Genomic DNA, 12,834 nt, shown 5'->3' on the forward strand with positions numbered 1-12,834 from the left:
TGCCGCGGCGGGTGGTTCAGGTGAGCGAAGCCGCCTGCTGCAGGTTCAGCGAACGGGTTTCCGGCGCCAGGGCCCAGGTCACGAGCAGCCCGAGCAGGGTCACCAGCGCGGCGGCGTACATGGTCTGGGCGGTACCCAGGGTTTCCAGGGAAAGCGGCACCAGGTAGGTGCCCACCGCGGCGCCGACGCGCGATAACGAGGTGCCGACGCCGACCGCGAAGGCGCGGATCTCGGTGGGGAACAGTTCGTTCGGGTAGACCAGTTGCAGCACCTGGGCGCCGCCGATGAACAGCGCGTAGGCACCGAACAGGCCGAGGATGGTCGCCTCCGAGCCGGCGTGGAAGACGCCCAGCCCGAGCAGCGCCAGGCCGGACCAGAGGAAGCTGTGTAGCAGCATGCAGCGCCGGCCGATGCGGTTGATCAGGCGGGTGGCGATGATGCAGCCGATGACGAACAGCAGGGTGATCGCCACCGAACCGTAGGAGGCCCAGTCGCCCTTCAGGTTCAGCGCCAGCAGCACCTTGGGCGCGAAGGCGTAGACGGCGAACACGGGGATCACCGAGCAGGTCCAGAACAGGGTGACGAAGAGCATGCGCTTGCCGTAGCCGGCGTAGAGCAGGTGCCAGATGGTGACCTTCCGTTCCAGCGCCTGTTCGGGCAGGTTCGCCAGCGAGAAGGCTTCGCCGTAGACCTGGCGGATGACCCGTTCTGCGTCCGCGTCGCGGCCCTTGCTCAGCAGCCAGCGCGGCGACTCGGGGGTACCGATGCGTAGCAGGAACAGCACGGCGCCGATCGCCGCGGTGCTGGCCAGTACCAGGCGCCAGGCGTCCTCGCCGCCGCTGCGCAGGATCAGGTCGCCGATCAGGTAGGCGAAGGCGGCGCCGGCGAACCAGAGGATGGTCAGGGTGGCCAGGCGCGGTCCGCGATACTTCTTCGGCAGGAACTCCACCAGCAAGGCGGTGGCGACCGGGTACTCGATGCCCACCGCCACGCCGATCAGGAAGCGCAGGACGAACAGCGCCGCCGCCGAGTCGACCCCGTACTGCGCCAGGGAAGCGAGGACGAACAGGCTGGGGCCGACGAAGAACAGCCTGCGGCGGCCCAGGCGGTCGGTCAGCCAGCCGCCGAGGAAACCGCCGAAGAAGATGCCGACCAGCGCCGAGGCGGCGATCATGCCCTGCCAGAAACTGCTCAGTTGCAATGCCGCGGTCATCTGCAGCATCGCCACGCCGATGATGCTCAGCACGTAGCCGTCGACGAAGGAGCCGCCGCCGGAGCGCAGGGTCAACAGCCGGTGGAAGGCGTTGAGGGGTACGTCTTCGATCGAGGTCGTAGGATTTGTCATTATTGTCTCCTGGTTCTAACCGCTGCCGGTGAATTCGGGCCGAGCGAATCCGCGAGGCTGGAACGCTCTCCAGCTCCGGTCTTCAATGGCCGTCTGAATCGAAGTCGGCGCCCGTGGGCGCGTTACTAGGGATGCCTAGCTTTCTCTACCTGCTCGATACTGCCCCCACCTCAGGTTGAGGTTCACGCCAAGGGAAAGGAGTGGTTCGGGTGGATTGCCGCTGGGACCGGGCGCGCGCAGCAGGAAGTCGATCAGCTCGTTGCGTTCGCCCGCCAGCCAGTCGGCCAGCAGCTTCCCGGTGACGGTCCCGCGGGTTACCCCCAGGCCGTTGCAGCACAGGGCGCCATAGACGTTGGGCGCCAGCTCGCCGAAGTGCCCCATGTGGTTCCTCGACAGCGCCAGCGAGCCGCCCCAGGTGTAGTCGAAGCCGACTTCCGGGAGCATCGGGAAGCGCTGGCGGAACGAGGCGCGATGGCGTACGGCGAAGCGCTCAAGGTACTTCCCGGCGCTGCGTCCGTCAGGGTTGAAACTGAAGCTGTTGCGGATCAGCAGGCGGTTGTCCGGGGTACGCCTCACCGTGGTGCCGTAAGGGTCGGCCGGGATCAGGCCCCAGTAGGGGCGGCCGCCGAGGCGGGCCTGCTCCTCGGCCTCGAGCGGCCGAGTCAGGCTGGCGTAGGTGAAGATCGGCAGCATCCGCCCCTGGAGGAAGCCGAAGCTCATGCCGAAGGCGTTGTTGGCGAGGACCAGGCGGTCGGCCAGGATGCTGCCGTGGGGATGGCTCAGCAGGGTCCTGTCGCCATATTCCACGGCGGTGATCGGTGTGTGTTCGTAGAGGCTGACGTTGCCCGGCAGGCTGTCGGCCAGGCCCTTGACCAGGGCCGAGGGCTGCACCAGCAGGGTACCGGGGGTGAACAGGGCCTTGCGATAGAAGGCGGTGCCGATGTGTCCCGGGAGGTCGTCCGCCTCGATCACCTCGTAGGCCTGGCCGAGCCGATCGAGGCCGCGCCGGTAGGCGTCGAGCACAGCCACGCCGCGCGCCTCGACGGCCGCCTGGTACTTGCCGCAGGCCTTCATCTGGCAGTCGATGGCATGGCGCTGCACCTGTTCGCGGAGCAGCGACTGGCCGGCGAGATTGAGCTTCAGGGCGATCCGGGCGGTCGCTATGTCGCCGATGTAGTCGTCGGCGCCGATGTCGTGGGGCAGGTCGATGGCGAAGCCGGCGTTGCGCCCGGCGGTACCGAAGCCGACTTCCTGGGCCTCGACCAGGACGATCTCCTCGTCGGGAAAATGCAGCGCCAGCTGGCGCGCGGCGGCGAGGCCGGTGAAGCCGGCGCCGACCACCACCCAACGGGCGGCGCTCCTGCCGTAGTGGGCCGGCTTCGGCCGCCGCGGCGGGCTGAGGTGGTACCAGCCGCAGGAACGGTCGTCGGCCGGGAGGTGGGTTACTTTCGTCATCGCAGGGACCTGACTCTTGTTATTGGAACCCGGTAACCATCCCCTGCGTGACCGCCTCAGCTTCTCGGGCGGGGCCGTGGCGCGGGGGGCTCGCTAACCCTCGTAGACCAGCGCCACCTCCACTCCGGCCGGCGCCGCGTACTCGGCCATGCGCCGGCGCGACAGCTCGAAATGCGCACGGACGATGTCCGCCGCCGCATCCGGATCGCGCCGCTGGATGGCATCGACGATCTGGTCGTGCTGGTCGCAGGCGAGTTCCAGGTCGCGTTGCATGTCGTCGGTGGTCGGATGGCGGTAGAAGATCTTGCCCAGCCGCGCATGGTCGATCAGCAAGCGGCGCAGGCTGGGCATGAGGTAGTCGTTGTGGGCCATCCTGCCGATCTCCAGGTGGAAGGCGTCGTTGTGGATGACGCGGTTTTCCACATGCTTCTCTTCGATGGCCTTGCGGAAATCTTCCTGGATCGCCTTGAGCGTCTCGATCTCCGCTTCGCTGGCATGGGTGGCCGCCAGTTGCGTGGTGGCGATGTAGATCAGCGGCGCGGCGAGAAAGAAGGCGTGCAGCGAGTCGTGGCTCATGGCCGCGACGCGCGGCGCACGGTTGGCTTCCAGTTCGATGTAGCCCTCGGCGGCGATCTGCCGCAGCAGTTCGCGCACCGGCGGGCGCGAGAGGCCGAACTCGTCGCACAGGGCGAGTTCGTCGACGACCGCGCCGGGCGCCAGTTCCATGCTCAGGATCCGCCGGCGCAGCGCATCGCCCAGCACCGCCTTGCGGTCGAAGGGGGCATCGGCGCTGTTCGAGTCGACGTCGGGTTGGGCTTTCATGGAGGCCTTTCTACTTGTCATGGGCTGTGTCTACAGTTTGTATAATGACTATAGGATTCTGTTAGACAATATGTCTACAGGTTTTTCGGGGCGTTTCCGTACCGTTCGTCCGCGCTGTTTCCGCTGACGCCGTGGTGTGCGAAAGGGGCAGCCCCCCGAGGGCGTATTTGAGCATATTCCCCCGGCGCGCCAGGGAGGCGCCAAGTTACATGGCTTGCGCATATGATGGAGCGCCCGGGGTTTTCGCCGCGACGGCAGGCGTCGCGGCCCGCTGGCCGGGAACAAGAAGAACAAGAGGCACGAATCGATGGAAAGAAGGCGTTTCAGCGCCGCCCTGCAAGGGCAGAACCTCAGGTTCACCGGGGCCGGGGAGGGGGGCTCGGCACGGGCGCGGGTGGGCTTCCTGCTGCTCGAACACTTTTCCCTGCCGGCCTTCACCCAGGCGCTGGACACCCTGGTGACCGCCAACCTGATCCGCAGCGAGTCCTTCGCGGTGAGCAACTTCAGCCTGAGCGGCGAGCCGGTGACCAGCGACCTCGGGTTGCTGATCTGCCCGGACCTGGCGCTCGCCTCGGCGGCGCGGCAAGGACTCGACCTGCTGGTGGTCTGCGGCGGTTTGCGCACGCCCCTGCGCTCGTCCGCCGCGCTGCGGGAAGCGTTGCAGGACGTGGCGTCGCGCGGCGTGGCCCTGGCCGGGCTGTGGAACGGTGCCTGGTTCCTCGGCGACGCCGGCCTGCTGGATGGCTACCGCTGCTGCATCCATCCCGAGCACCGCGCCGCCCTCGCCGAGATCGCCCGCAACAGCCAGGTGACCAGCGACAGCTACATGGTCGACCGCGACCGCCTGACCGCGGCCAGCCCCACCGGCGCCTTCAACCTGGCGTTGGAGTGGATCGCCCGGCGCCACGGGCGCGACCTGGTGGAGGCGGTGGTGGATATCCTCGCCTTCGAGGAGTCGCGCTACCGGCGGGTGCGCCCGGCCCTGCACGAGAAGATGAGCGAGCCGTTGCGCGAAGTGATCAACCTGATGGCGGCGAATATCGAGGAACCGCTCAGCCAGGAGCAGCTCGCCCACTACGTGGGGCGCTCGCGGCGGCAGATCGAGCGGTTGTTCCAGCAGCAGCTCGGAACCACGCCGGTGCGCTACTACCTGGAGTTGCGGATCACCGAGTGCCGGCGCCTGCTGCAACATTCCGACCTGACCATGCTGGAGGTCCTGGTCGCCTGCGGCTTCGTCTCGCCCAGCCACTTCAGCAAGTGCTACACCGCCTTCTACGGCTACCCGCCGTCGAAAGAAGTGCGCTACGGCAACGTCCGCTCGACGAAATGAGGGCGTTTCGCCGGACGCGGCCGGCATGCTAGAACGGACCTTTCGCCCTGGCCTGCGGAGGTCCTGCGCCATGTCCCAGCCTTTTCTCTGGCGTCGCGTCAACGACTCGTCCGGTTTCGCCGAGCCGCGGGTGTTCATCCGTGTCTACCTGGAACCGGGCAGCATCGATGCGGCCATCGCTTTCTACGAAGACCTGCAGGGCGTCGCCCACGACATGCGCTTCGACTTTCCCGAGAAACGCCTGACACTCGCCGCGGTCGGCGCCTTCCTCCTGCTGGAGGGCAGCGACGAGGCGCTGGCGCCGTTCCGCAGCACCACCGGCACCCTGCTGGTGGACGACATCGAGCCCTATCAGCGGCGGTTGCTGGCTGCCGGCGCGCAGATCATCTTCGGGCCGGCGCGCGCGCCCACCGGCGCCTGCTTCAATGCGCTGCTGCCGGACGGCACGGTGGTCGAGTTCGTCCACCACCGGCCGCAGCCGGGCGAGGCCTGAGCCTCAGCCGTCGCGCCGGGCGGCGCAGTCGTCCATGGCCGCGCCGATCGCCTGTTCGCCGCGCGCCAGCAGCGCTGCGCTGGCGCCGCGGATATCGCGGGCTTCCTTGTTCTGGCTGAGCTTGAACTTGCCGACCAGGCGGGTGATCTCGATTTCGATGCCGACGATCAGCCGGAGCATCTCGTCGATGTAGTCGGCGGGGCCGTCGGTCATTTTCCAGGGCGTTTCCTGGGTCGCCTCGTGGGTGCGGGTCAGGCGCGCCACCAGGCCGCGCACGTAGCGTTGGTCGTCGCGAATCCGCACCCGGCCGTGGGCGTGGACCACCCGGTAGTTCCAGGTCGGCACCTGGCGGTGGTGCTCCTGCTTGCTCGGGTACCACTGCGGCGAGATGTAGGCATCGCCGGCGCGGAACACCACCAGCACCTCGTCGCCGTCGCGCAGCTCGCTCCATACCGGGTTGCTGCGCGCGACATGGGCTTCCAGGGTGCCTTGCGCGCCCTTTTCCGGGCTCAGCTCGAACGGCAGGTGGTTGGCGTCCAGGCCCGCTTCGCCGTGGCTGACCAGCAGGCCCAGCGGATAGTCCCGGATCAGCGCGTGCAGCGCCTGCGGGTCGGACTCTTCGAAATGCGAAGGCAGGTACATGTTCTGTTCTCCTCGGGGACTCGGCCCTTATACGCTGTCGGTGGGTTCCGTCGCCACGCACAGCAGGCGCGAGTCGGCGCGCATGCCGGGCATCATCAGGCGCAATTCGTCGAGCAGCAGGCCGCCCGCTTCGTGCAGGGCCGCCAGCGGCATTTCCGGCAGGCTCTCGAGGATGAACCACATGCGCCGGGCGCCGGCGTCCAGGCGGGTGCGCACGCCCTGGCGCCAGTTCCAGCGGCGGCAGGTGACGCCGAGGTCGTCGCGCCAGACCACCTCGCCGGGGTCGGGGGATTCGTCGAGCGCTTCGCCGTTCTTCAGGGTGTCGAAGGTCTCGCTGCCGTCGGCGACCACCAGGCGCGGCGTGCCGGCATAGGCGGCGAGGTTCTCGCCGCCTACCGGAATGGCGAATTGCACGCTGATGGCGTTGTACAGGTCCACCACCGGGTCGATGCTCGGCAGCCCGCCGTCGCGCAGCGCGCGTTTGCGCAGGGCTTCGGCGGAGCAGGGGGTACGCTGCGGCTTGGCGCCGAAGCGGCGGAACGCCTCGGCCCAGGCTGCCAGGTGCGCCTCGGCCCAGTCCGGTTCGCCACGCGCCAGCGCCTGGCAGGCGCGCTCCACGGCGCGGCCGGCGATTTCCGGACGAACGATCGGCGCCGCCTCGACGGTGAGGCTCAGGGCGCGGAAACCGGGGGCGAGGGCGGCCACCTCGGCGGCGATGACGGGGAGGATCGGGGCGTGCTCGGGCATGGGCGTCTTCAGGGTTCGGTGAGATGGAGGGGCCGGGGCATTCGGCTTGGCCGGCGCGTAAAGCGGTAGGTGGATTTCTACCATCCGGGCTCCGCCCTCACCATGAAATCAGCGAATGAATTATTAGCTGTGCTGATGATCGGGTGGTCGGGTTCAGCTGCGCTAATGGCGGGAGCGGCGTTCGCTTGCCGGCGAAGCCGGCGCCAGAGCCTTCCGCCGGCCGGGCGGGGCTGGACAGCGAGGCGCGAGGGGCGCAGTGTTCGAGCGGTCAGAACCGCCACCACCCGAGGTAGAACGCAGATGGCCAAGGCAGCCGATGTGGTTGTGCAATGCCTGGAAAACGAGGGCGTGCAGTACGTCTTCGGAATTCCCGGCGAGGAGAATCTCGACCTGCTGGAGTCCCTGCGCAAGTCGCAGATCCGGCTGGTGCTCACCCGTCACGAGCAGTCGGCCGGTTTCATGGCCGCCACCTACGGGCGCCTCACCGGCAAGACCGGGGTCAGCCTGTCGACCCTCGGCCCGGGCGCCACCAACCTGGTCACCGCCGGCGCCTACGCCTACCTGGGCGGCATGCCGATGCTGATGATCACCGGGCAGAAGCCGATCAAGAAGTCCAAGCAGGGCCGCTTCCAGATCCTCGACGTGGTCGGCATGATGCAGCCGCTGACCAAGTACACCCACCAACTGGCCTCCGCCGACAACATTCCCTCGCGGGTCCGCGAGGCGTTCCGCCTGGCTGAGGAAGAGAAGCCCGGCGCGGTGCACCTGGAGCTGCCGGAGGACATCGCTGCCGAGCAGACCGACAGCCTGCCCATCCCGCCGAGCCTGAGCCGCCGGCCGCTGGCGGAATACAAGGCGATCTGCGCCGCGGTGGAGAAGCTGCGCGCCGCGCGCAGCCCGATCCTGGTGATCGGCGCCGGGGCCAACCGCAAGATGACCGCCAAGGTCCTCAAGCAACTGATCGACAAGACCGGCATTCCCTTCGTCACCACCCAGATGGGCAAGGGCGTGGTCGACGAGCGTCACCCGCGCTTCCTCGGCAACGCCGCGTTGTCCGCCGGCGACTTCGTGCATCGCGCGGTGGAGGCGGCCGACCTGATCGTCAACGTCGGCCACGACGTGATCGAGAAGCCGCCGTTCTTCATGGTTCGCGGCGGTACCGAGGTGATCCACGTGAACTTCCGTTCCGCCGAGGTGGACCCGGTGTATTTCCCGCAGATCGAAGTGGTGGGCGACATCGCCAACGCCATCTGGCAGATCGGCGAGGCGCTGGACGATACCGCGCACTGGGACTTCACCCGCCTGCTGGCGATCCGCGAGGCCAACGAGGCGCAGGTCGCCGAAGGCGCCGACGACCCGCGCTTCCCGCTCTATCCGCAGCGCCTGGTGGCCGACGTGCGCCGGGCGTTGCCGTCGCAGGGCATCGTCGCCCTGGACAACGGCATGTACAAGATCTGGTTCGCCCGCAACTACAAGGCGCACATGCCCAACACCGTGCTGCTGGACAACGCCCTCGCCACCATGGGCGCCGGCCTGCCCTCGGCGATGGCCGCGCACCTGGTCTACCCGGACCGGCCGATCGTCGCGGTGTGTGGCGATGGCGGCTTCATGATGAACAGCCAGGAACTGGAAACCGCGGTGCGGCTGAAGATGAACCTGACGGTGATCATCCTGCGCGACAACGGCTACGGGATGATCCGCTGGAAGCAATCGAACATGGGCTTCGCCGACTTCGGGCTGGACTACGGCAACCCGGACTTCGTGCGCTACGCCGAGGCCTACGGCGCCCACGGCCACCGGGTCGACAGCGCCGAGGGCTTCCTGCCGCTGCTGGAGCGCTGCCTGGGCACGCCCGGGGTGCATGTGATCGATTGCCCGGTGGATTACTCGGAGAACGACCACATCCTCAACGTCGAGCTGCGCGAACGCGCCCTGGCGGTCTGAACCGCCGGAGCGTCGCGCCGGTGTGCGTTCCGGCGCGACGGCTCAGAACAGCGACAGGTTGTAGCTGGCGATCAGGCGCACCTCGTCCACGTCGCGCGCCGAGCGCTCGAAGTCGGTGCGGTAGGTGGCGTTGCGCAGGCGCAGGCTGAGGTCCTTGAAGCGGCCGCTCTGCACCACGTACTTCAGCTCGATGTCGCGCTCCCATTCCTTGCCCTCGTCGCCGTTGGCCAGGCGGATATGGTCGCCGTTGACGTAGCGGGTCATGAAGCTCAGGCCGGGCACGCCGACGCTGCGCAGGTCGAAGTCGTAGCGCAGTTGCCAGGAGCGTTCCTCGGGGTTGGCGAAGTCGTTCACCTGCAGGTAGTTGGCCAGGTACGGATTGCTGCCGTCGAGGTAGGGCATCGAGCTGGCGCCGTTCATCCGCTGCCAGCCGGCGCTGAGCGTGTGGCCGCCCTGGGCGTAGGCGAGCAGCAGGCTGAGGGCGCGGTTGTCGATCTTGCCGGCGCGGGCCGCGCCGGCGTCCTCGCTGTCGAACCAGCGCAGGTCGGCGCTCAGCTTGCCGGCGCCGAGCTGCCGCTTGCCCACGGCACCGAGGTAGCGCTGGCGATAGACGTTGCGCAGGCCGCCCTGGGCGTATTGCAACAGCAGGCCGTCGTTGACCTGGTAGTCGAGTTGGTAGGCGTCGAAGCGGTTGCCGGTGGTGTCGCAGGCGTAGCGTTTGTTCTTGCAGTGCAGGCGGATGTCCTGGGCATCGCTGGAGTCCCGCGCGGTGTAGCGCTCCAGGCGGGTGGCGGAGAGCCTGAGGCCGGCGATCTCCTCGCTGGTCAGCTGGGCGCCGTGGAACAGGGTCGGCAGCAGGCGTCCGTCGTTGTATTTCAGCAACGGCATGTCCGGCAGCATCGCCCCGTATCTGAACTGTGTCTGCGAGAAGCGCATCTTGCCGGCGACGCCGGCCTTGGCGTACTGGTCGACCGAGCGACGCGGATCGTGGCCGCTGGAAGGCAGCAGGCCGCTGTTGCTGTCCGCGGGGCTGGAGTCGAGCTTGATCCCGAGCATCGCCAGGGTATCCACGCCGAAGCCCAGCGCGCCCTCGGTATAGCCCGAGCGCAGGTCGAGGATGAAGCCCTGCGCGGCTTCCTCGCGCTTGGAGGCGCCCTGCGGGTTGGCCGAGCTGCCGTCGCGGAAGTCGCGGTTGAAGTAGACGGTGCGCGCTTCCAGGCGCGCGCTGCCGTCCTCGAGGAAGGCGGCAGGGGCCGGGGCGACGAATCCGCCGCACAGGGCGAGGGCGCCCAGGCCGCGAAGGGTGCGGGGCGAACGGGGGGAAAACGGGGCGGACATGCGGTGACTCTCGACAGCGGGGGGTAAAAAAGCGCGCGAAGGTGTCACAGATGGTCGGCGGGGTCTTTGCGACCTTGGTCTAGCGCGGCCTGCCCGGCCGGGTCATTCGGGCAGGCCGGCCAGTCGCAGTCCCGTCGCGAGCCGCGCGAGATCCTCCGGACGCTTGATCGGCAGCCAGTGGAGCAACTGCGAGAGGCGCAGCGATGAGTCGAGTGCCCGCAGGCGTCCCATCGCCCGCCGCGCTTCGTCCGCTCGTCCCGCCAGCGCGTGGCTGGCCGCCAGCAGGGCCGCCGCGGCCAGCAGGCTGGGCAGGTTCCCCAGTGCCTTTTCCGCCCACTCCGCCGAGTCGTCGAAGCGCCCGGCGAAGAAATGCGCGAGTGCCATTCCAACCTGCATCCTGAACATTTCCGGGTCGAGCGGGCTCAGTCGCGTCGCATGGAGCAGGTCCTCGATCGCGGTTTCCGTCTCGCCGCGCAGGGCGCGCAGGATACCGCCGAGGTACCAGGCCGGGGCGAGGTTGGGGTTGAGCAGGCGGGCCCTGTCGAGCAGCGCGATGCCGCCATCGACGTCACCCGCCAGGTGGCCCAGCGCATGTCCGCCGCGGGTCAGCGCCACCGCATCGTCGCGACCAAGCTCCACCGCCAGGCGGGCCAGGCGCTCGCCTTCGGCGATTTCCCGCGCCGGTTCCTGCATCCAGCCATTCAACTTGCGCCAGAAGTGGCACCAGGCGGCCATGCCATAGGCCGAGGCGAACTCGGGGTCAAGCTCGATGGCGGTGTAGAACAGCCGCAGCGCCTCTTCGATGGCCTCCCGGGTGCCGGTATGCAGTTTCGCCGTGCCGCGCAGGTAGTAGTCGTAGGCGCCCAGGCTTTCCGTCGGCTTGCGCTTGGCCCGCTCGATCTCCGCCCGTTCGAGCTGCGGCGCGATGGCGCCGACGACGCTTTCGGCGATCCGATCCTGCAGCTCGAAGATGTCGTCGAGCAGTCCTTCGAAACGTTCCGCCCAGAGATGGGCTCCGCTCGTCGCGTCGATCAGTTGCCCGGTGATCCGGACCTTGTTCCCGGACCGGCGCAAGCTGCCCTCCAGGACGTAGCGCACTCCGAGTTCCTGGCCGACGCCGCGGACGTCCACTGCGCGGCCCTTGTAGGTGAAGCTCGAGTTGCGGGCGATGACGAACAGCCAACGGATGCGCGACAGGGCGGCGATGATGTCCTCCACCACGCCGTCGGCGAAGTAGTCCTCGTCCGGGTTGCCGCTCAGGTTCTGGAACGGCAGTACGGTGATGGAGGGCTTGTCCGGCAGGTCGAGTGCGGGCGGCGTGCCTTCCTTCGCGACGAGCGGGACCGGATCGCTGAGGTCGCTCCAGGCGCGTTGCCGTTCCAGGCCTGGTCCGGCGTCCTTGAGCGCGCCGACGAAACGGTAGCCCTTGCGCGGGACCGTGCGCACCAGCCGCTGCTCCTCGCCGGAGTCGCCGACGGCCTTGCGCACCGCGTTGATGTGGCTGGTGATGGTGGATTCCGAGACGATCCGGCCGTTCCACACCACCTTGAGCAGGTCGTCCTTGCTGACGACGTGGTCATGGTTCCTGACGAGGTGCAGCAGCAGGTCGAAGACCTGCGGCCCCACGACCACGGCCTGCCCGCACAGGGTCAGTTCCCGGCGCTCCTGGTCGAGCACGTAGTCTCCGAATTCGAATGGCAAGGTCGTTTGCTCCCGGTCGCGCGCACCCGGCCCGGAGGCCCGGCGGACGACGATTCTTGTTCGACAGTGATAGCACGGCGGCGCGCCTCCCGTTGCGCGGTCCGCCACAAGGCGCGGTACTGGCGCCGGCCTTCCCTGGATGAAAAAACAAGCTTCCCCGAAGGACAATCCAAGGCTGGCGCAAGGACTCGCCTGGCAGCGGGAAGCATGCTCCTCCTCCAGCGACGGCAACGGGTGTCGTCGAACGGAGGAGAGTAGCCATGAAGATAGTCATCATCGGAGGCACTGGCCTGATCGGAGCGAAACTTGCGCGGAATCTCCGCGAGCGTGGCCACGAGGTGCTTGCGGCAGCCCCCAGCTCCGGGGTCAACAGCATCACCCGCGAGGGCCTGGCCCAGGCGATGGACGGCGCCGAGGTCGTCGTCGATGTGGCGAACGCGCCGTCCTGGGAGGATAACGCGGTTCTCGAATTCTTCGAGACCTCCAGCCGCAACCTGCTGGCGGCCGAGGCCGCGGCCGGGGTTCGCCACCACGTCGCCCTGTCGATCGTCGGCAGCGAGCGGCTTCCCGAGTGCGGTTATTTCCGCGCGAAGGTCGCCCAGGAAAACCTCATCAAGTCTTCCCAGGTCCCCTATACGATCCTGCGCGCCACGCAGTTCTTCGAGTTCGTCGGCGGCATCGCCGAGTCGGCCGCCAGCGGCGAGGAAATCCACCTGTCGCCGGCGCTGTTCCAGCCGATCGCCTCGGACGACGTGGCGGCCGCGCTCGCCGACGTCGCGCTCGCTCCGCCAGTCAACGGCACGCTTGAGGTCGGCGGCCCCGAGGCGCTGCCGCTCGACGAAATGGCCAGGCGCTACCTGCGGGCGACCCGCGACAGCCGGCGGGTCGTGGCGGATGTGCACGCGCGTTACTTTGGCGCCCTGCTCGACGACCGGTCGCTGACGCCCGCCAGCGGCGCGCGACTCGGCACGCTTCGTTTCGAGGACTGGCTCGCCCGTTCGCAGGCCTAGCGCTCCG

Annotated in this window: 11 protein-coding genes; 4 read left to right on the top strand and 7 right to left on the bottom strand. The window is 68.3% G+C overall.

From position 1 onward, the window contains the following. Positions 1-16: 16 nt before the first annotated feature. From AC4OR5_RS29295 to AC4OR5_RS29305, 3 genes are all read right to left on the bottom strand, one after another. Positions 17-1,345, bottom strand: a complete 1,329-nt coding sequence (locus AC4OR5_RS29295) for an MFS transporter (RefSeq protein WP_058160484.1) — start codon at positions 1,343-1,345, stop codon at positions 17-19. A 135-nt stretch (positions 1,346-1,480) separates the two neighbouring features. Next, entirely contained in the window at positions 1,481-2,800 is a 1,320-nt protein-coding gene (locus AC4OR5_RS29300; RefSeq protein WP_058160485.1) for an NAD(P)/FAD-dependent oxidoreductase, read from the bottom strand. 93 nt (positions 2,801-2,893) lie between these two features. Next, entirely contained in the window at positions 2,894-3,622 is a 729-nt protein-coding gene (locus tag AC4OR5_RS29305) for a GntR family transcriptional regulator (protein ID WP_003101372.1), read from the bottom strand. 307 nt (positions 3,623-3,929) lie between these two features. On the opposite strand from AC4OR5_RS29305, the gene AC4OR5_RS29310 reads away from it, so the two are divergent. Both AC4OR5_RS29310 and AC4OR5_RS29315 read left to right on the top strand, forming a co-directional pair. Beyond that, positions 3,930-4,952 carry a GlxA family transcriptional regulator gene (locus tag AC4OR5_RS29310; protein ID WP_003129343.1) on the top strand — a complete coding sequence of 341 codons (1,023 nt, stop codon included), beginning with the start codon at positions 3,930-3,932 and terminating at the stop codon, positions 4,950-4,952. Positions 4,953-4,977: 25 nt separating this feature from the next. Then, positions 4,978-5,445 (top strand): VOC family protein, encoded by a 468-nt coding sequence (locus AC4OR5_RS29315; protein ID WP_079980186.1) that lies wholly within the window; start codon positions 4,978-4,980, stop codon positions 5,443-5,445. A 3-nt stretch (positions 5,446-5,448) separates the two neighbouring features. Here AC4OR5_RS29315 and AC4OR5_RS29320 read toward each other — a convergent pair whose 3' ends face one another. Together AC4OR5_RS29320 and AC4OR5_RS29325 are read right to left on the bottom strand one after the other, a co-directional pair. Next, complete coding sequence (locus AC4OR5_RS29320) at positions 5,449-6,087, bottom strand: FMN-binding negative transcriptional regulator (protein WP_058156423.1); 639 nt, start codon at positions 6,085-6,087, stop codon at positions 5,449-5,451. 27 nt (positions 6,088-6,114) lie between these two features. Further along, positions 6,115-6,834 (bottom strand): B3/B4 domain-containing protein, encoded by a 720-nt coding sequence (locus AC4OR5_RS29325; protein ID WP_023874899.1) that lies wholly within the window; start codon positions 6,832-6,834, stop codon positions 6,115-6,117. Positions 6,835-7,134: 300 nt separating this feature from the next. On the opposite strand from AC4OR5_RS29325, the gene AC4OR5_RS29330 reads away from it, so the two are divergent. Beyond that, a complete protein-coding gene (locus tag AC4OR5_RS29330) occupies positions 7,135-8,778 on the top strand; it encodes an acetolactate synthase large subunit (protein WP_009313290.1) in 1,644 nt (547 codons plus the stop codon). Positions 8,779-8,820: 42 nt separating this feature from the next. Here AC4OR5_RS29330 and AC4OR5_RS29335 read toward each other — a convergent pair whose 3' ends face one another. Then, on the bottom strand, positions 8,821-10,116 hold the full coding sequence (locus AC4OR5_RS29335; protein WP_003093566.1) for an OprD family porin: 1,296 nt from the start codon (positions 10,114-10,116) through the stop codon (positions 8,821-8,823). 102 nt (positions 10,117-10,218) lie between these two features. Beyond that, complete coding sequence (locus AC4OR5_RS29340) at positions 10,219-11,817, bottom strand: winged helix-turn-helix domain-containing tetratricopeptide repeat protein (protein WP_022580513.1); 1,599 nt, start codon at positions 11,815-11,817, stop codon at positions 10,219-10,221. Between the two features lie 260 nt (positions 11,818-12,077). On the opposite strand from AC4OR5_RS29340, the gene AC4OR5_RS29345 reads away from it, so the two are divergent. Continuing rightward, positions 12,078-12,827 (top strand): SDR family oxidoreductase, encoded by a 750-nt coding sequence (locus AC4OR5_RS29345; protein WP_022580512.1) that lies wholly within the window; start codon positions 12,078-12,080, stop codon positions 12,825-12,827. Positions 12,828-12,834 lie beyond the last annotated feature (7 nt).

Source organism: Pseudomonas sp. YA1, from assembly GCF_058680555.1.